At 67.7% G+C, this 18,446-nt stretch carries 17 protein-coding genes; 6 read left to right on the top strand and 11 right to left on the bottom strand.

What is annotated here, in order from left to right; all coding sequences use genetic code 11:
• Window positions 1-31: 31 nt before the first annotated feature.
• Genes ABE472_RS02845 through ABE472_RS02835 form a run of 3 tightly spaced genes read right to left on the bottom strand, consistent with a single transcriptional unit; the run spans window position 32 to window position 3,071 of the window.
• On the bottom strand, window positions 32-778 hold the full coding sequence (locus ABE472_RS02845; RefSeq protein ID WP_346465405.1) for a pseudouridine synthase: 747 nt from the start codon (window positions 776-778) through the stop codon (window positions 32-34).
• Entirely contained in the window at window positions 775-2,433 is a 1,659-nt protein-coding gene (gene ubiB / locus ABE472_RS02840) for a ubiquinone biosynthesis regulatory protein kinase UbiB (protein WP_346465403.1), read from the bottom strand. Before ubiB ends, ABE472_RS02845 begins: the two co-directional genes overlap by 4 nt.
• On the bottom strand, window positions 2,430-3,071 hold the full coding sequence (locus tag ABE472_RS02835; RefSeq protein WP_346465401.1) for an SCP2 sterol-binding domain-containing protein: 642 nt from the start codon (window positions 3,069-3,071) through the stop codon (window positions 2,430-2,432). The genes ubiB and ABE472_RS02835 overlap by 4 nt, the downstream gene beginning before the upstream one ends.
• Before the next feature lie 126 nt (window positions 3,072-3,197).
• Here ABE472_RS02835 and ddlA point away from each other — a divergent pair, with 126 nt between their 5' ends.
• Window positions 3,198-4,304: a D-alanine--D-alanine ligase gene (ddlA, locus tag ABE472_RS02830; protein WP_346465399.1), complete on the top strand. Its 1,107-nt coding sequence runs from the start codon at window positions 3,198-3,200 to the stop codon at window positions 4,302-4,304.
• Between the two features lie 81 nt (window positions 4,305-4,385).
• Here ddlA and ABE472_RS02825 read toward each other — a convergent pair whose 3' ends face one another.
• The 3 genes from ABE472_RS02825 to oleC form a co-directional block, all read right to left on the bottom strand.
• The gene (locus ABE472_RS02825) at window positions 4,386-4,541 is read right to left on the bottom strand and encodes a DUF1328 domain-containing protein (protein ID WP_019184873.1); all 156 of its coding nucleotides are present in this window, start codon (window positions 4,539-4,541) and stop codon (window positions 4,386-4,388) included.
• A gap of 63 nt (window positions 4,542-4,604) precedes the next feature.
• Window positions 4,605-5,615, bottom strand: a complete 1,011-nt coding sequence (gene oleD / locus ABE472_RS02820; protein ID WP_346465397.1) for a 2-alkyl-3-oxoalkanoate reductase — start codon at window positions 5,613-5,615, stop codon at window positions 4,605-4,607.
• A complete protein-coding gene (gene oleC, locus ABE472_RS02815) occupies window positions 5,612-7,267 on the bottom strand; it encodes an olefin beta-lactone synthetase (RefSeq protein WP_346462725.1) in 1,656 nt (551 codons plus the stop codon). Before oleC ends, oleD begins: the two co-directional genes overlap by 4 nt.
• Before the next feature lie 117 nt (window positions 7,268-7,384).
• Here oleC and ABE472_RS02810 point away from each other — a divergent pair, with 117 nt between their 5' ends.
• Window positions 7,385-7,813 (top strand): YkgJ family cysteine cluster protein, encoded by a 429-nt coding sequence (locus ABE472_RS02810; protein WP_152154128.1) that lies wholly within the window; start codon window positions 7,385-7,387, stop codon window positions 7,811-7,813.
• A gap of 114 nt (window positions 7,814-7,927) precedes the next feature.
• On the opposite strand, the gene ABE472_RS02805 is transcribed toward ABE472_RS02810, so the two are convergent.
• From ABE472_RS02805 to ABE472_RS02790, 4 genes are all read right to left on the bottom strand, one after another.
• Window positions 7,928-8,818: an alpha/beta fold hydrolase gene (locus ABE472_RS02805; protein ID WP_346462726.1), complete on the bottom strand. Its 891-nt coding sequence runs from the start codon at window positions 8,816-8,818 to the stop codon at window positions 7,928-7,930.
• Between the two features lie 81 nt (window positions 8,819-8,899).
• Window positions 8,900-9,916: a 3-oxoacyl-ACP synthase III gene (locus ABE472_RS02800; RefSeq protein ID WP_019184878.1), complete on the bottom strand. Its 1,017-nt coding sequence runs from the start codon at window positions 9,914-9,916 to the stop codon at window positions 8,900-8,902.
• 112 nt (window positions 9,917-10,028) lie between these two features.
• Window positions 10,029-10,346, bottom strand: coding sequence for a DUF4156 domain-containing protein (locus ABE472_RS02795; RefSeq protein ID WP_046272272.1), 318 nt, complete (start codon window positions 10,344-10,346; stop codon window positions 10,029-10,031).
• 127 nt (window positions 10,347-10,473) lie between these two features.
• On the bottom strand, window positions 10,474-13,374 hold the full coding sequence (locus ABE472_RS02790) for a pitrilysin family protein (protein ID WP_346465394.1): 2,901 nt from the start codon (window positions 13,372-13,374) through the stop codon (window positions 10,474-10,476).
• Window positions 13,375-13,716: 342 nt separating this feature from the next.
• Here ABE472_RS02790 and ABE472_RS02785 point away from each other — a divergent pair, with 342 nt between their 5' ends.
• Both ABE472_RS02785 and trmL read left to right on the top strand, forming a co-directional pair.
• Window positions 13,717-14,196 (top strand): hypothetical protein, encoded by a 480-nt coding sequence (locus tag ABE472_RS02785; RefSeq protein ID WP_313219858.1) that lies wholly within the window; start codon window positions 13,717-13,719, stop codon window positions 14,194-14,196.
• Between the two features lie 43 nt (window positions 14,197-14,239).
• Window positions 14,240-14,719 carry a tRNA (uridine(34)/cytosine(34)/5-carboxymethylaminomethyluridine(34)-2'-O)-methyltransferase TrmL gene (gene trmL, locus ABE472_RS02780; RefSeq protein ID WP_313212636.1) on the top strand — a complete coding sequence of 160 codons (480 nt, stop codon included), beginning with the start codon at window positions 14,240-14,242 and terminating at the stop codon, window positions 14,717-14,719.
• Between the two features lie 123 nt (window positions 14,720-14,842).
• Here trmL and ABE472_RS02775 read toward each other — a convergent pair whose 3' ends face one another.
• On the bottom strand, window positions 14,843-16,006 hold the full coding sequence (locus ABE472_RS02775) for an acyl-CoA dehydrogenase family protein (protein WP_313212637.1): 1,164 nt from the start codon (window positions 16,004-16,006) through the stop codon (window positions 14,843-14,845).
• A gap of 274 nt (window positions 16,007-16,280) precedes the next feature.
• Between ABE472_RS02775 and ABE472_RS02770 the strand changes: the two genes are divergently transcribed.
• Both ABE472_RS02770 and ABE472_RS02765 read left to right on the top strand, forming a co-directional pair.
• Window positions 16,281-17,957, top strand: a complete 1,677-nt coding sequence (locus tag ABE472_RS02770; protein WP_346465391.1) for an electron transfer flavoprotein-ubiquinone oxidoreductase — start codon at window positions 16,281-16,283, stop codon at window positions 17,955-17,957.
• Between the two features lie 98 nt (window positions 17,958-18,055).
• On the top strand, window positions 18,056-18,445 hold the full coding sequence (locus ABE472_RS02765; protein WP_313212639.1) for a c-type cytochrome: 390 nt from the start codon (window positions 18,056-18,058) through the stop codon (window positions 18,443-18,445).
• Window position 18,446 lies beyond the last annotated feature (1 nt).

The raw sequence follows: 18,446 nt of genomic DNA, 5'->3' as shown, positions 1-18,446 counted from the left end.
CTGTCGTGAAGTAGAGCCGACCGTTGGTCGGCTATCGCACGACCCAACCAAACAGATCCATCGCCTTGCGGAATTCGACGTCCACCGGCGCGCTGATGTCCATCGGCGTGCCGTCCGGGTGCGGGAAGCGCAGGCGCTCGGCGTGCAGGAGCATGCGGTGGATGCCCTGCATGCGGAAGCTGCGGTTGTGGCGACCGTCGCCGTGGCTGGTGTCGCCGATCAGGTGATGCGAGAGGTGCTTGAGGTGGCGGCGGATCTGACGGAACCGGCCGGTCTGCGGCTGGCAGCGCAGCAGGGCGTAACGTGAGGTCTCGAACTCGCCCATCGGAATGGCGATCTCGCCCACGGCGACGCGCTGGAAGTGGGTGATCGCCTGCTTCTTGACCGGCTTGCCGGGGCCGCCATCGAGGTCATGGTCGACGGTAAAGGCCTCGTCGGCCGGCCAGCCGCGGCAGATCGCGAGGTAATCCTTGGTGACGTCGCCGCCCATCAGCGATTTGCCGAGCACGCTGGCGCTTTCGCGATCAAAGGCAAGCAGCAGGCAGCCGCTGGTGGCGCGGTCCAGGCGGTGGACGAGGAAGATCGGCTTGCCGAGCTGTTCGCGCAGGCGGTCGGCGAGGAAGTCGTCTTCGCCCCGGGCGAGCTTGCTGTCGTGGACCATCAGCCCGGCGGGCTTGTTGACCACGGCAAGCTGGTCGTCCAGGTGCAGCAGTTGCAGGGGCGGAAGCGCAACAGGCGCCTCGGCGATGGCCTCTGCCTGCAGCTCGATCGCGCTCATCGGCGCCACCAGGCACTGGCCAGCGAGAACACGCCCGCCGCGCCGGTCACCCAGCTCCACACCGGGGCATCGCCGAAGTACCAGCCACCTGGCTGCAGGCCATACAGCACCGCAGCGACGATCATCAGGCCGACGCCGGCGATCGCGGCCACCGCGCGCTTCTGCAGCTTCTGCACGCTGACGTTCAGCGCCGCCAGATCGCGCGAGCGCATCGACAATTCGTGGTCGCCTTCCACCTGCTGGCGCAGCCAGGCGTGGACCAGGCGCGGCATGTCCGGCGTATGCGTCATGATTTCAGGCAGGCGCTTGCGCACTTCCTTGAGCACGCGGCGCGGGCTGTAACGCTCGCGCAGGATGCGTTCCAGCACCGGCCGCGCGACCGCCCAGATGTCCAGTTCCGGATCGAGCTGACGGCCGACACCTTCGATGTTGAGCAGTGTCTTCTGCAGCAGGATCAGCTGCGGCTGCAGCGTGAGCTCGTAGCGCTGGGCCACGCGGAACAGCTTGATCAGCACCTCGGCCAGCGAGATCTGCGACAGCGGGCGGGTGAAATAGGGTTCGCACACCGAACGCGCGGCCGCTTCGAGTTCATCGATGCGCACGTTGTTGGGCATCCAGCCGGCCTCGACATGCAGCGCGGCCATGCGCCGGTAATCCTTGTTGAAGATGGCCATGAAGTTCTCGGCCAGGTAGTACTGATCTTCTTCGGACAGCTGGCCCATGATGCCGAAATCCAGCGCGATGAAGCGCGGGTTGTCGCGGCGCGCCGGATCGGTGTCGACCCAGATATTGCCGGCGTGCGCATCGGCGTGGAAGAAGTTGTCGCGGAACACCTGGGTGTAGAACACCCGCACGCCCTTGGCGGCCAGCGCCTTGCGGTCGATGCCGGCCTTGTCCAGCGCGACGATGTCGTCCGAGGGAATGCCCCACACGCGCTCCAGGGTCAGCGCGCGCTCGGCGGTATGGCTCCAGATCACTTCCGGTACGTACAGATCGTCCGAGTCGATCCAGTTGCGGCGCAGCACGCTGGCATTGGCGCCTTCGCGCTGAAGGTCCAGCTCGGCGGCCAAGGTGTTTTCGACTTCGGCGACCACCTCGCGCGGGCGGATCTTGTCGGCGCGCGGGTGCGCGCGCTCGATCAGCGCGGCGGCCGACTTGAGCAGCGCGATGTCGGCGTCGATCTGCTTTTCGACGTCCGGGCGCAGCACCTTGACCACCACCTGGCGCCCATCGGCGAGCGTGGCCGCGTGCACCTGCGCGATCGAGGCCGAGGCCAGCGGCTGCAGATCGAAGCTGGCGAACGCTTCGCTGACCGGGCGCCCGAGCGCACGCTCGACGATGGCCTGCGCGGCGGCGCCATCAAACGGTTTGACCCGGTCCTGCAGCAGGGTGAGTTCGTTGGCGACATCGGCCGGGATCAGGTCACGGCGGGTGGAGAGGATCTGGCCGAACTTGACGAAGATCGGGCCCAGGTCCTGCAGCGCCAGGCGCAGGCGCGCACCGCGCGACTGTGCGGCGATGTCGGCCGAGGCGCGTGGCACGAACGGCTTGGCCAGGCGCAGCCAGCGTTCGGCCGGGGTGCCCTGGAGCAGATCGTCGAGGCGGTAGCGCAGGATGATGCGGCCGATGCGGCTGGCCCGGAAGATCGCCTTCATGCGCCCACCCGCCGCAGGCGCTGGACGCGCACGGCCATGCGTTCAACGTCGTCGCGCATCACGTCCACATCGTCGTGGAAGGCATCCAGTTCTGCTCGGGGTACCACGTCGCGCGACTCCTCGGTGACAAATTCAGCGGCGCTGTGCGCCAGGTCGGACGCGCCGCGGCGGGCGTGCTGCAGTGCCGAGCGCAGGGTATTGGCGATCTGCACGCCCATGACCTCGCCGAACACGCGCACGAACGGCTGCTGCCAGTCCGGATCGAAACGGGTCGCCAGCTGCTGCAGGCGGCGGGCCAGCTCGGCATCGCCGGAGACCTTGACCCGCCCGGGCGGCGCATCACCGCCACGGCGTGCATTGGCCAGGAACGGCAGCTGGGCCAGCACCCCGCCCAGCGTGCTGCGCACGGCCAGGTCCGGCTCCTGCTGCGGATCGACCGGGCCGACCGTGAGCCGCTCACCGTCCACCCCGATCCGCATCGCCAACGCAGGCGATTCCAGGGTCAGGGCGATGTGGCGGCCATCCAGCGCGGCCAGCGCGCTGCGGGTGTCCGGGTCCAGCGCCAGCGCGCGGTTGAGCGTGAGCTGCAGCGCATTGCCAGCCAGCGGCTTGAGGGAAGAGAGCAGGGAACGGGCCATCACCGCATTCTACCGTGCCCCCTTGAACGGCGGGCGTCCGCGGGCATCACGCGTTGCGCGTTTTGCCATGCACCGCGCGCCGGTCCATCCTGTGTGGTTCCAGAAGAGGCAGGAGCGGCAACAGGCATGGGCAAGACCCGGGTAGGCATCATCTTCGGCGGCCGTTCGGCCGAGCACGAGGTCTCGCTGCAATCGGCGAAGAACATCCTCGATGCACTGGACAAGGACCGCTTCGAGGTCAGCCTGATCGGCATCGACAAGCAGGGCCAGTGGCACGTCAGCGACCCGCGCGACTTCCTGCTCAATGCCGGTGACCCGGCACGGATCGCGCTGCACCGCTCGGGCAATGCGGTGGCGGTGCGGCCGGGCCTGGAGCGCCAGCAGCTGGTCCCGACCGATCCGGCCACCGCGCTGGAGCAGATCGACGTGGTGTTCCCGATCGTGCACGGCACGCTGGGCGAGGATGGCTCGCTGCAGGGCCTGCTGCGCATGGCCAACCTGCCCTTCGTGGGCTCGGGCGTGCTCGGCTCGGCGGTGGCGATGGACAAGGACGTGGCCAAGCGCCTGCTGCGCGATGCCGGGCTGGCGGTGGCGCCGTTCGCCTGCTTCAACCGGGTCACGGCGGCCCGGGCCGATTACCCCGCGCTGGTCGCCGCGCTGGGCACGCCATTGTTCGTGAAGCCGGCCAACCAGGGCTCCTCGGTGGGCGTGAGCAAGGTGCGCACTGAAGCGGAATTCCATGCCGCGCTCGCGCTGGCACTCTCGTTCGATCACAAGGCGCTGGTGGAATCGGCGATCGACGGCCGCGAGATCGAATGCGCGGTGCTGGGCAACGAGCACCCCGAAGCCAGCGTCTGTGGCGAGGTGGTCGTGCACGATGATTTCTATTCCTACGACACCAAGTACATCAGCGAAAGCGGTGCGGACATCGTGGTGCCGGCGGCCATCACCGATGCGGAGCAGTCCCGTATCCGGGAAATCGCCGTGCAGGCCTACCAGGCACTGGATTGTGCCGGCCTGGCACGCGTGGATGTGTTCCTGACCTCGGCTGGCGAGGTGGTGATCAACGAGATCAACACGCTGCCCGGCTTCACCCGGATCAGCATGTACCCGAAGCTGTGGGCGGCCAGTGGGCTGGATTACACCGCGCTGATCACGCGGCTGCTGGAACTGGCGATGGCGCGGCACGCGCACGAGCGCGATCTGCGCAGCTCCATCGCAACGACGGCCTGAACATCGTTGCCGATGTCAGGCCGTCGTGATTTCCGCAGCGCGTCCCACGCCGGAGAGAGGTGGCGCGGGACGCGCCGGACACTAGGTCCGCTTGCGGAACATCGACACCACCGCCAGGATCAGGAAGACGACGAACAGGATCCAGGCAACGTTGCTGGCAGCGCCGGCAATGCCCGAGAAACCCAGTACCGCCGCGATGATGGCGATGACAAAAAAGATGACGGCGTAATGCAGCATGTCGACCCTCGCGTTGATGCGTGCCGGAGTTGGCGTGGGGCCATGTTCACCAACCTGCGGTGTTCAGGGAGTGATGGAATCCTGTGCGTTCGATGAAGATGCCAGCCGGGCCAGCCCTTCTTCGATGCTGACCCGGGGCACATAACCGAAGTCGCGGCGCGCCGGTTCCATGCTGTACCAGTGCGGGGTGCACAGCTGCTCGGCCAGGAAGCGCGTCATCGGCGGTTCGCCGCGCAGGCGCAGCAGCGGCCACAGCCGCTCGCAGACCGCGCCGATCCGGTAGGCCGCCTTGAAGCTGATCGACTTCGTCACCGGCGGGGCCTCCACGGCGGCCAGCAGCTTGTTGAGCAGCTCGCGCATCGGCAGCGGCTCGCCGTTGGAAATGAAGTACGCCTTGCCGGCGCAGGCCGCGCCCGGGGCCAGGTGTTCCAGAGCCAGGAAGTGGGCGAGTGCGGCGTTGTCGATGTAGGTGGTATCGACCTTGTTCTGCCCATCACCGACAAAGCGCAGGCGGCCGGCCCGGGCGCGCTCGGCCAGGCGCGGCACCAGCTGCTGGTCACCCGGGCCCCAGATCAGCCGGGGCCGCAACGCGACGGTGGCCAGCTGCGCATCGTTGGCGGCCAGCACGCGCTGCTCGGCGATGGCCTTGGTGGCCGCATACGGTGCCTGGAAGTTTTCGCCATACGGCACCTCGTCCGCGCCCAGGCCCTCGACCGGATGGGTGGCGCGATGGGTCACGCTGGGCGTGGAGGTGTAGACCAGCTTGCCCACGCCGTGCGCGCGGCAGGCCGCGATGACGTTGTCGGTGCCGACCACGTTGGCCTGGTGGTAGCTGTCATAGCTGCCCCACGCACCGGCCTTGGCCCCGTTGTGGAGGACCGCATCGACCCCGGCCACCGCATGCATTACTGCCTGCGCATCGGCCAGATCACCGCGGATCTGGCCCACGCCCATCGCCTGCAGCGCGGGGTAATGGCCGCGGTTGAACGCCAGCACCTGGTGACCGCGCTCGATCAGCCCCTTGCACAGGGCCTGGCCGAGGAAGCCGCCGCCACCGGTCACGAGGATCTTCATGCGTGCTGCTCCAGTTGCGCGGTGGCCCAGACCGCGAGCTTCTCGCGGCCGATCTTGGCGTTGTGGCGGATGTCGACCGGGAAGCCCGGGTGGAGCAGGAAGCGCTCGATGCGCGCGGTATGCGCGTGCGCGGCGGCCTCGCGGCGCAGCCGCTCGACCAGCGCGGGGGAATCGACGGTACCGGGCAGCAGCTCGTAGCACAGCACCGGCACCTGCCGGCCCGGTGCACCCACGCCGACCAGCGCGGTGCGGGCGAGGCCATCGAGCGCGTTGAACACCGGCTCGACCTGCTCGGTGTAGAGCGGGCCCTGCGCGGTTTCCACGCGCTGGGTCTTGCGCCCACAGAACCACAGCCGGCCCTGCGCATCGAAGTAGCCGACATCGCCCATCCGGTGCACGACCCGCGTGCTGCCATCGGCCAGGGTTTCGGTGATCTTCGCCGCGGCGGTGGCCTGCGGGCGGTTGAAGTAGCTGTCGGTGGCGGTCGGGCCGGCCACGGTGATCTCGCCCACCTCGCCGGCGGCCAGCACGCGCGCCTGCGACCAGCCCGGCAGCGGCGCGTCATCGATGGCGATGATGCGCACCTCGTTCGGCGCGACCACGCGGCCGACACAGGTGCCCGCGCCGGCCTCGGTGGCCTGGCGGGTGTTCTCCAGCTCGCGGCCTTCGATCACGGCCACCGGCAGGCACTCGGTGGCGCCGTAGGGGGTCCAGAACTGGGCGTCATCGGGCAGCAGGCGGCGGATGCGCGCGACCACGTCGGGCGGCACCGGCGCACCGGCCGAGGTCACCCGGCGCACGCTCGGCAGCGGCTGGCCGTGATCGGCCAGCACCCGCATCAGCGCCGGCGAGCCGAACAGCTGGGTGACGCCGAAGCGGTTGATGGCGTCATGCAGCTTGCGCGGATCGGCCTGGGCCGGGCGGGTCGGGTCCATGTCCGGGATCACCGAGGTCAGCCCCAGCGCCGGATCGAACAGCGCGAACGGCGGGAAGGTCGGCAGGTCCACCCCGCCCGGCGCCATCCCGAAGGCGGCGCGCAGCAGCTCGACCTGACCGACGAAATGACGGTGGCGGTAGACCACGCCCTTGGGCACGCCGGTGGAGCCGCTGGTGAACAGGATCGCCGCGACATCCTCGCCATCGGTCGGGGCCAGCGCAGGTGCCGCCGTGGCGCCTTGGGCTTCCAGCCGGGCCAGGGTGGTGCCACCCCAGCCCCAGCGACGGCCGACGGTCACCAGCAGGCGCGCAGAGCGGCACCAGCGCAGCACCAGGCGCGCCATGTGGGCCAGGCCGATGCCGATGAAGGCCTCCGGCTGGGCCTCGTCCAGGCATTGCTTCAGCGCGCGCTTGTCGATGCCCGGGTCGACCAGCACCGGGACCGCGCCGTTCTTGAACAGCGCGAACATCAGCAGGAAGAATTCCGGCGAGGGCCGCACCATCACCACCGCGCGCACGCCGCGGCCGATGCCGTGCGCGGCCAGCCCGGCCGCCATCGCATCGCTGCGGGCGTTGAGGGTGCGGTAATCCAGGGTGACGTCATAACGCGCCATGCCGCCGGGCCCGGGCTTGCCGGGGCAGCGGATGGCGATCTGGTCGGGGCGTTCACGGGCCAGCTCGGGCAGGCGCGCGGCGATATTGATGGCGCTGTTCATCCGTTCATTGTCGCCGCTGCAGAAAAATCTTGCGCGCCGGCCAAGGGCGTGGAAAATTCGCGGCCTTCCCACCCATCCACGCATGGCGTGGATCTACGTGTATTCAGCCGGTGCCCCATGCCCCATCCCTGCCTCACCTGCGGCGCCTGCTGCACCCAATACCGTGTGGCCTTCCACTGGATGGAATCGGACGAGGTCACCCCCGGTGGCGTCCCGCACGAGCTCACCCAGGTGCTGGACCCGCACCGGCTGTGCATGCGCGGCACGCTGTCCAAGCCGGTGTACTGCGTGGCGCTGGATGCGGAGATCGGCGTGTACTCGCGCTGCAGCATCCACCCCAACCGCCCCAGCGTCTGCCGTGAGGTGGATGCCTCGTGGGAGTACGGCAAGGCCAGCCCCCAGTGCGACAAGGCGCGCGTGGCGCACGGCATGCCGGCGCTGACCCTGGCCGATTGGCGCTGGCGGGACGAGGCGGACAATGACGATGATCATCCCGATGACAACGGCAATTCCCCGGCACCGCCGCAGGCACCGATCGCAGCGTAGTTGGGGGCGCCGGGTGTTATGACGCCGGGGCAGAAGCAGCCGACCAGAAAGCAGCCGACCAACGGTCGGCTCTACCGACGGGGTCGGATGCGACCCAGCGTCAATACCAACGGCTCAGATCGGGTTCGCGTCCAGAAACGCGCGGATCTTCGGCACCAGCACCTCGTGCTTGTCTTCCAGCACGTAATGCCCGGCATCCTCGAAGGCATGCACCTGCGCCTGCGGCAGTGCGGCCTGGAAGCCGGCCAGGAAGTGGTGGTCGAACACGAAGTCACGCAGGCCCCAGCCGATGAAGGCCGGGCGGTCGGCGAACGAAGGCAGCGCCTCACCGGCGCGCGCCAGCAGCGACCAGGCCTTGTCGGCCGGTGACAGCGGGATGTCCTGCATGAAGCGGATGGTGCTGATGCGGTTGGCGTAGCTGTTGTACGGCGACACGTAGGCGCGGCGCACCTCGGCCGGCATCTTCCGCTCCACGCCCAGCCACGAGGCACCGGACGAGAAGGCGTTGAAGGTGCGGATGATCCACTCACCCACCGTCCAGTGGCGGCCCAGCGCGATCTGCCACGGCATCTTCTTCGCGGCCGGCATCGGGAAGGCGGCGGTGTTGAGCACCACCAAGCGCTTGACCTGCGCGTGGTGCGACAGCGCCCAGCCGAAGCCGATCATGCCGCCCCAGTCGTGCACGGCCAGGGTCACCGGGCCGGTGATGCCCAGGTGCGCGAGCAGCGCGTCGAGGTCATCCACGCGCGACTGCAGGGTGTAGTCGTAGTGCGCGTCATCGGGCTTGTCCGACAGGCCCATGCCGATATGGTCCGGCACGATGCAGCGGTATCTGTCCGACAACCCGGCCACCAGGGTGCGCCAGTAATAGCTCCACGACGGATTGCCGTGGACCATCACCACCACCTCGCCATCGCGCGGGCCTTCGTCGAGATAGTTCATCGACAGGCCGGGGCGCACCTCGAAGCGGTGCGGATGGGCGGGGTAACCGGGCAGCTGGGGCATGCAAACGCACCTGTGAAAAGGGCCGGCAGAACCGGCCCTTGATGTTCAATTCCAACGCCGCAGCAGCCTGCGGCGACTGGTTTACCAGACCACTTCGGCCATCGAGCAGTTCAGGCCCGAGCCGATGCCGAGCAGCGCGATGCGATCGCCCTTCTTCAGCTTGCCCAGCTGCTTGAGCTTGCTCAGCACGATCGGCACCGAAGCCGGGCCGATGTTGCCGTGCTCGCCGAAGATCGTCATCACCTTCTTCGGGTCGATGCCGAAGTTCTTGATGAAGGCGGCGGTGTGCGGCTGGCTGACCTGGTGGATGACGAACTGGTCCAGTTCCTCCACGGCCCAGCCCAGCGCTTCACGGGCGGCCACGAAGGTCTTCTGTGCCAGCTTGATGCCTTCGATCAGCAGCATGCGGGTGTCGGTGACCATGCGGTCCAGGTTGCCCCGGCACAGCTGGTTCCACTCGGTGGCCGAGCGGGTCACGCCACCGCGGTAACGCGGGGCATCGGGCACCAGCTCGGTGCGCGCCATGACCATCGCCGCGGCACCGCAGCCCAGGGTCAGCGCGGCCATCTCGTTGCGGAAGTCATCGGCGGTCACGCCCGGCAGGGCCATGCGCTCGAGGGTCTTCTCGTACACCAGGTTGGCGGTTTCACCGTCGACGATCAGCGCGTAGTCGATCTCGCCGCGTTCGAGCATGCGGGCGGCGATGTCCATGCCGTTGATGAAGGCCAGGCAGGCATTGGCGACGTCGAAGGTCATGCATTCATCGCCGACCCCCAGGTTGCCCGAGACGATGCTGGCCGTGGACGGCTCCAGGTAGTCGCGGCTGACCGAGGTGTTGACCAGCAGGCCGATCTTGTCGGCGCCGATCCCGGCGTCTTCCAGTGCTTTGCGGGCGGCCAGCGTGGCGGCGTCGGAGGCCAGCATGTCGGCATCCCACAGGCGGCGGGCGTGGATGCCCGCGATATCGCCGAGCACATCGGTACGGATGCCAAGGCGATCCAGCGTCGGCTTCAGCCGTTCGTTGATTTCCTTGGACGTCAGCGTGTGCGGCGCGTCGATGTGCGCCAAGCCGGCGATCGATACATTCTTGAAGAGCATCAGTTAGCGCCAAGGCTCAGGCAAAGGGGGCGCTATTGTAAGCCGGCACGGCTTTCACCGCACCTTTACGAATTCACGCCCGGGCGTATGGTCCGGGCGCGGGGTGAAGGGTTCAGCGTGGCGGGCACTGGAAGGCCAGGAAACGCTGGCTGCCATCGGCGGGCAGGCCCGAGGCCTGCACGGCGTTGGCACCGGCGCTGGGCGCCTCGTTGCGGGCCAGGGTTTCCAGCTCCTCCTGCACGCGCAGCGGGTTGCGGTTGTAGAAGCCGACCTTGCTCTTCACGGTCACCACCACCTCGCCCTTGCTCTGGCAGCCGCTGGGAACCGCACCGGCCGGCAGCACGCGGACCGTCTTGCCGGAGGACTCGATCGGCACCCAGGTGCAGGCGGAAACGCTGAGGATCAGGGCGGACAGAAGCAGAATGCGCATGGACAAGGCCTGGCTGGAATACGTAAGGGAGTGTGCGGGAAACAACTGAATCGGGGGTGATCAGGGGCCGGGAGGGTTCCCGGCACCTGAGGGGCGGGCCAGCGCGATGGCTGACCCGCTGTCGGCATCACCGGGCCTTGGGGGCCGCGGCCGGGGCCGCCGCCGCCGGAGCAGCCGGAGCAGCCGGAGCCACCACCTTGCCTTCGGCATCGATCACCTGCACCTGGCCGAGGTTGAGCGCACGCACCGGTGCCTCGGTCTGCTTGAGGTCACCGACCACCACCCAGGTCAGCGCGTTCGGGTCCAGCGTGGCCGCGGCCTGCTGCACCTGGGCCGGGGTCATCGCCTCGATCTCGGCCTTGCGCTGGACCACATAGTCGTCCGGGCGCTGGTAACGCACGATCCCGCTGATGGTCCCCATCACCGCGCTGGCGGTCTCGTAGGCGCCGGGCAGGCTCAGGTTCTGGATGTTGCGGATGCGCGCCACTTCGGCCGGGGTGGCCGGCTTGGTACCGCTGGCGAACTCGGCGATCTCCTTGCGCATCTCCTGCATCGCCTCGGCGGTCTTGTCGATCTGCACCGGTGCGCGGGCGCCCCACGGGCGCTGGCCCAGGGTGTTGCTGGCGCTGCTGCCGGCACCGTAGGACCAGTGCTTCTGCTCACGCAGGTTCATGTTCAGGCGCGAGGTGAAGTCCCCGCCGAGCACGCCATTGGCGATGTCGAAGCGGGTCGAACCCGGGTCCTTGGACGAGGGCACCACCTGGCTGGCGAACAGGTTGGCCTGCACCGCGCCCGGCTGGTCGATCAGGTACACCCGGGCCTGGGTCGGCCGTGCCACGTCCACCGGGGCCTTGACCTGCGGCGCCGGACCCTCGGCCTTCCAATTGCCGAGCTGGCGTTCCAGCAAGGGCACGATTTCCTTCAACGTGGTATCGCCGACCACGATCAGGGTGCCCTGCTCCGGGCGCAGCCAATCCCGGTGGAAATCGACCAGGTCTTCGCGGGTCATGGACTGGATGTCCACTTCATTGCCGCTGCCGGTGAACGGGATCGCATACGGATGACCGGCGCCGTACAGCAGGGTCGGCATCACGCGCATTGCAACCGCGCTGGGGTTGACCTTCTCCTGCTGGATGCCGGCGATCCAGGTGGCCTTGACGCGATCGATCTCGGCCTGGTCGAAGCGCGGCTGGCGCAGCATGTCCGCATACAGGGCCAGCGACGGGGCCAGGTTTTCCTTCAGCGCGGACAGGTACACGCTGGTGCTGTCCAGCGAGGCGGAGGCATCGAGCTTGGCACCCAGTGCATCGGCGGCATCGGCGAACGGCAGCGCGCCGAGCTTGCCGGCGCCCTCGGTGAGCAGCCCCATGGTGAAGTTGGCAGTGCCGGACTTGCGGCCCTGGTCGGCGGTGAAGCCACCCGGGAACTCATAACTGAACTGCACGACCGGGATGTCGTGACGCTCGGCCAGGATCACCTGGGTGCCGTTCTTCAGCGTGGCGCGGTGCAGTTCCGGGAATTTCAGATCCGGGAAGGTCTTGGTCTGCGGCACGCCGGTGCTGCGGTCGACCTGCTTGGCCAGGGTCGTGAAGCTGGGGTCCACGGCGGGCACGGTGAACGGCTTGGGCGTTTCCGAAGGCAGTTCGGCCAGCGCAACGCGCGCGCCCGGCTCGACCACGATGGTGTGGTCGCCGGCGCCCAGCCACTTGGCACCGACATCGCGCACCTGCGCGGCAGTGGCCCCATCGATGGTGGCCAGCGACGTGCGGAAGCAGCCCGGGTCGCCTTCGTACACGGTGCACTCGGCCAGCGCGTCGGCCTTGCCGCCGAAGCCACCGATGCGCTCGATGCCGCGGATGAACCCGGCGCGGAAGGCGGTCTTGCCACGGCTGAGCTCATCGGCGGTCGGACCGTCCCTGGTCAGGCGCTTCACCTCTTCATCGATGATCGCCTCGACTTTGGCCGGGTCCACGCCCTGCTTCACGCTGGCCATGATCACGAAGTTCGAGCCCAGCTGCGAGCTGTAGGCGCCGGCGCTGATGTTGTCCACCAGCTTGTCCTGGTGCAGCAGGCGCTGATCCAGACGCGAGGACTTCGCACCGCCGAGGACCTGCGCGAACAACTGCAGCTGGTCGATGTCGGTGGTGCCGACCTGGGCGACGTTCCACGCGCGATAGATGCGCGCCTGCGGCACCTTGTCGGTCATCACTTCGCGCGTGCTCTTCTCGCGCTTGGCCACGTCCACCTTGGGCTGGGCCATGCTCGGGCCGGCCGGGATGTCGCCGAAGTACCTGGCGACCTTTTCTTTCGCGGTGGCCACGTCGATGTCACCGGCCAGCACCAGCACGGCATTGTTGGGGCCGTACCAGGTGCGGAACCACGTTTTCACGTCGTCCAGCGAGGCCGCGTTGAGATCGTTCATCGAGCCGATCACGCTGTGGTGATACGGATGGCCTTCCGGATACATCGCGCGGGTCAGCTTTTCCCAGACCTGTCCATACGGCTGGTTCTCGCCCTGGCGCTTCTCGTTCTGGACCACGCCACGCTGTTCGTCCAGGGCCGCCTGGTCGATCGCGCCGAGCAGATGGCCCATGCGGTCGGACTCCATCCACAGCGCCATGTCCAGCGCGGTGGTCGGCACGTTCTCGAAGTAATTGGTGCGATCGGTGTTGGTGGTGCCGTTCTGGCCGGTGACACCCACCTGCTTGAAGGGCTCGAAATACTCGCCGTCGTGGTTCTCGCTGCCCTGGAACATCAGGTGTTCAAACAGGTGCGCAAAGCCGGTGCGGCCGGCCGGTTCGTCCTTGCTGCCCACGTGGTACCAGATGTTGACGGCCACGATCGGCGCCTTGCGGTCGGTGTGCACCACCACGCGCAGGCCATTGGGCAGGGTGAACTGCTCGAACGGAATATCGACCTTGGCCACCGTGGCCGGCTTGGCCAGGACCGGTGCCGGCGCGAGTGAGCCCAGTGCGGCGGAGAGCGCTACAGCCAGCAGCGCGGCACGCGGTCGAAGTTGGACGGCCATTCCGGTTCCTTGGTCATGAAAGTGAAGCCGGATGCTAGCGCGCCGTCCGGGCAAAAGGCATCGGCCAACAGTCATTGGGGGGGAAACGGACGGCGCACACGCCTGCCAGCGGACACCTGTCCGGACGGCGGACACCCCATTCCCCCGAAAAATCCTTTGAAATCAACGTTGAAAAGTTGGCACGCGTCCTGCGTGGTACTGGGCGAAGGAAACAGGGATCAAACCGAAACTGACTGGACGCTGAACAAAAACAAGAAAGATCAAATTGTTCTTGCAAGCCCCGAATCGGTGTACTACCTTACTACCACACCACTGCTCACCAACACTAAACAGGACCTCGCCATGAACACCAAGACGCTCGCCATCGCCATCGCCCTCGCCGCCGGCTCCGCATTTGCTTCGTCGGTGCAGGCCGCTCCCGCCATCGTCACCCTGGACACCGTGCAGGTCCGCCCGTCGGCCGACCAGATCGCCCAGGCCGAGGTTGAGCGCACCAGCAGCGTCCCGACCCTGGCCGTGGTGGAAGTGCGCCCGACTGCCGGCCTGATCGCCGATTACCGCGCCGAACTGGCCGCCAACCGCCACGTCACCACGCTGGCCGCCGTTGAAGTGCGCCCGACCGCCGAACAGCGCCAGGCCCTGGCTGCCGAGCAGACCCGTGACCGCGGCTACGTCGCCACCTTCACCGCTGCCGCCACCGCCGTCGCCAACGAAGTGATCATCAACCTGCCGACCCTGCAGGTGCGTCCGTCGGCTGCCGATCTGCAGGCCCTTGCCCTGGAAACCGCCGCTGCCGCCGCCTCGACCCTGATCCGCCAGTAAGCGGTAGCTGCGGTCCCCCGCAGCCACGGCGTACACTTCGCCGATGACTGCCACGCCCACGTTCCATGTCGTTCTGTTCCAACCCGAAATCCCGCCGAACACCGGCAATGTGATTCGCCTCTGCGCCAACACCGGCGCGCGGCTGCACCTGATCGAGCCGCTCGGTTTCGACCTGAGCGACAAGCAGCTCAAGCGCGCCGGCCTGGACTATCACGAATACGCCCGACTGCAGGTCCATCCAGATCTTGAGACCGCCCTGCAGGTGATTGCGCCCAAGCGCCTGTTCGCGCTGAGTACCCGCGGCAGCGTGCGTTACGACACCCAGCACTTTGAAGATGGCGATGCCTTCCTGTTCGGCCCGGAAACCCGCGGCCTGCCCCAGGACCTGCTCGACAGCCTGCCCCACGGCCGCCGCCTGCGCCTGCCGATGCAGCCGGGCAACCGCAGCCTCAATCTGTCCAACACGGTCGCGGTGGTGATGTACGAGGCGTGGCGCCAGAACGGGTTTGCCGGCGGGGAATAAGATGCCGTGCCGACCACCGGTCGGCACCTACCGGTGACACAGGCACCTGCCGGCCGCGTAGCACCTGACCGTTGGTGTAGCACCTGACCGTTGGTGTAGCACCTGACCGTTGGTCAGGTGACCTCAGAACGCATTGATCCCGGTCAGCTCGCGCCCGATCACCAGCTGGTGCACGGTCTCGGTGCCCTCGTAGGTGATCACCGATTCCAGATTGAGTGCATGCCGGATCGCCACATGCTCGGTGGTGATGCCCGCGCCACCGAGCAGGTCGCGGCACTCGCGCGCGATGTCGATGGCCATGCGGCAGTTGTTCCACTTGGCCAGGCTCACCTGCTGCGGCTGCAGCTGCCCGGCGTCCTTCAGGCGCCCCAGCTGCAAGGCCAGCAGCTGCGCGGTGGTGATCCGCCGCGCCATGTCGGCCAGCTTGATCTGCGCACTCTGCGTGGCCGCTACCGGCCGGCCAAACAGCACGCGCTGCTTGGTGTAAGCCAGCGCTTCATCCAGGCAGGCCACCGCGGCACCGATCGGGCCCCAGCTGATGCCATAACGCGCCTGGTTCAAACAGCCCAGCGGGCCTTTGAGGCCCTGCACGTTGGGCAGGCGGTTACGGTCGGGCACGCGCACATTGTCGAAGAACAGCGCGCCGGTGAGCGAGGCACGCAGGCTCATCTTGTGCTTGATCTCCTGCGTGCTGTAGCCGGCCATGCCCTTCTCGAGCACGAAGCCCTGGATGCCGTCTTCGGTGTGTGCCCAGACGATGGCGATGTCCGCCACCGGCCCGCTGGTGATCCACATCTTGCTGCCGTTGATCAGCCAGTCACTGCCATCGCGCACCGCGCGGGTCTTCATCGCCGCCGGATCGGAGCCGCCATGCGCCTCGGTCAGGCCGAAGCAACCGATCACCTTGCCGGTGGCCATGTCCGGCAACCAGCGCAGGCGCTGTTCTTCGCTGCCGTAGGCGTAGATCGGGTACATGCACAGCGAGCTCTGCACCGAGACGAAACTGCGCAGGCCCGAATCGCCACGCTCCAGTTCCTGGCAGATCAAGCCGTAACTCACCGCGTTCAGTCCGCCGCCGCCGTACTGCTCGGGCAGGCTGGAGCCGAGCAGACCCAGTGCAGCGATCTCGGGGATCAGTTCGTCCGGAAAGCGGCCTTCATCAAATGCATCACCGATGATCGGCAGCACCCGGGTATCAGTGAAGCGCGCCACTGTCGCCTGCACCGCGCGCTCCTCCTCGCTCAGCAGCGAACGGATATCGAACAGATCGAACGGATTGAGTGACATGGCATCCCGGCAGGTGGCGGTGGAACAGGCCCCCATTGTGGTCGTTGTGCAGGAAGCGGCCAAGGGACGGCGCCGCAGCGTGGTTGCTGCGCCGCAGCATCCCCGGTAGCCAACACGCGCCGACACCGCTCTCATCGTCGGCGATCTAGGCTTACATGCGCCGTGCCGGTACTCTGGCGCACTGATCCACCGTTTCGCCGTGGTGTGACACGCGCGATTCCCAGGCAACCGCCGCCGTTCAACCCGCGGCACTACCCAAGAGTTACGCAGCCCCATGAGCGAAGAAATCAACGTCCTGCCCCCGCGTGAAGTGATGGAATTCGATGTGGTGATCGTCGGTGGCGGCCCTGCTGGCCTGGCCACGGCGATCCGGCTGCGCCAGCGCGCCATCGAGGCTGGCCGCGAGCTGTCGGTCTGCATCCTGGAGAAGGGCTCCGAACCCGGCGCGCACATCCTGTCCGGCGCGGTGATGGACCCACGCGCGTTGACCGAACTGTTCCCGGACTGGGCCGAGCGCGGCGCACCGCTGAAGCAGAAGGTCACCCGCGACGAATTCCTGTTCCTCAACGAAACCGGCGCGCGCAGCACGCCCAACGCGTTGCTGCCGGAGTGCTTCCACAACGAAGGCAACTACATCGTCAGCCTGGGCGAGGTCACCCGCTGGCTGGCGCAGCAGGCCGAAGCGCTGGAGGTGGCGATCTTCCCCGGCTTCCCGGCAGCGGAAGTGCTGTACAGCGACGACGGCGCGGTGATCGGCGTGGCCACCGGCGACATGGGCATCGAGAAGAACGGTCAGCCCGGCCCGGCGTTCGAGCGCGGCATGGCGCTGCACGCCAAGTACACGATCTTCGCCGAAGGCTCGCGCGGCCATCTCGGCCGCCAGCTGATCGCCCGCTTCCAGCTCGATGCCGGCAAGGATCCGCAGGCCTACGGCATCGGCATCAAGGAACTGTGGCAGATCGATCCGGCCAAGCACGAACCGGGCCTGGTGGTGCACGCCGCCGGCTGGCCGCTGGACAACGCCACCTACGGTGGCGCGTTCCTGTACCACGCCGAGGGTGGCAAGGTGTCGATCGGCTATGTGGTCGGCCTGGACTACAGGAATCCGTGGCTGAGCCCGTTCGAAGAGTTCCAGCGCTTCAAGACGCACCCGGACATCCGCAAGCACCTGGAAGGGGGCAAGCGCATCGGCTACGGCGCGCGCGCGATCACCGCCGGCGGCCTGATGTCGCTGCCCAAGACGGTGTTCCCCGGTGGCGCGCTGGTCGGCTGCGAGGCCGGCTACCTCAACGTCAGCCGGATCAAGGGCAGCCACGCCGCGATCAAGACCGGCATGCTCGCCGCCGATGCGGCCTTCGATGCGCTCGCCGCTGATCGCCAGCACGACGAGTTGAGCGCCTATCCGCAGGCGTTCGAGAGCAGCTGGCTGCATGCCGAGCTGCAGCAGGCCAAGAACTTCAAACAGTGGTTCAAGAAGGGCCAGACCGTGGCCACGCTGATGACCGGCATCGAGCAGTGGCTGCTGCCCAAGCTGGGCATCCGCAACCCGCCGTGGACGCTGCGCCACAGCACGCCGGACCACGCGTGCCTGGAGCCGGCGTCGAAGCACGCGAAGATCACTTATCCCAAGCCCGATGGCGTGCTCACCTTCGACCGCCTCAGCTCGGTGTTCCTGAGCAGCACCAACCACGCCGAAGACCAGCCCAGCCACCTGACGCTCAAGGACGCCAGCGTGCCGGTGCGGATCAACCTGAGCGAATACGCCGGACCGGAAGCACGTTACTGCCCGGCGGGCGTGTACGAGTTCGTCGGCAGCGATGGTCATGAGCAGTTGCAGATCAACGCGCAGAACTGCGTGCACTGCAAGACCTGCGACATCAAGGACCCGACCCAGAACATCGTCTGGGTGACCCCGCAGGGCGGCGGCGGCCCGAACTACTCGGGGATGTGACCGGCCCGGCCTGCGACCACCGGTCGCAGGTCATCGGATGCGGCAGGCGCCACCGCGCTCGCTATCCTGAGCGTCCTGTTGGACCTGACCGTTGCGCCATGGCCCCTGCTTTCCGATCGACATTGGCGTTACTGGCCTGCCTGCTGCTGGCAGCGTGTTCGCGCACCCCGCAAACGCCGGAGCAGGCCCATCAGCAGGATCTGCAGCGCGCGTTCGCGATCTGCGCCGGCTGCCACACGGTCAGCCCCGGGGGTGTGCACCGCTTTGGCCCGAACCTGCACGGCGTGATCGGCCGGCGCGCCGGCAGTGTCACCGGCTACCCGTACTCCACCGCCATGCGCGAGGCCGGGCTGACCTGGAACGAGCAGACCCTGGATGCGTTCCTGCGCTCGCCGACCCACGTGGTGCCGGGCACCCGCATGGTCAACACCACCGCCGACCCGGAGCGCCGGCGGCAGGTGATCGAATACCTGCAGCAGCAGCGATGAT

The sequence above is a fragment of the Stenotrophomonas sp. TWI809 genome, assembly GCF_039673205.1.
GTDB lineage: Bacteria > Pseudomonadota > Gammaproteobacteria > Xanthomonadales > Xanthomonadaceae > Stenotrophomonas.
Note: the sequence above shows the minus strand (reverse complement) of the source record. Positions and strands in the feature narration are given on the sequence as shown.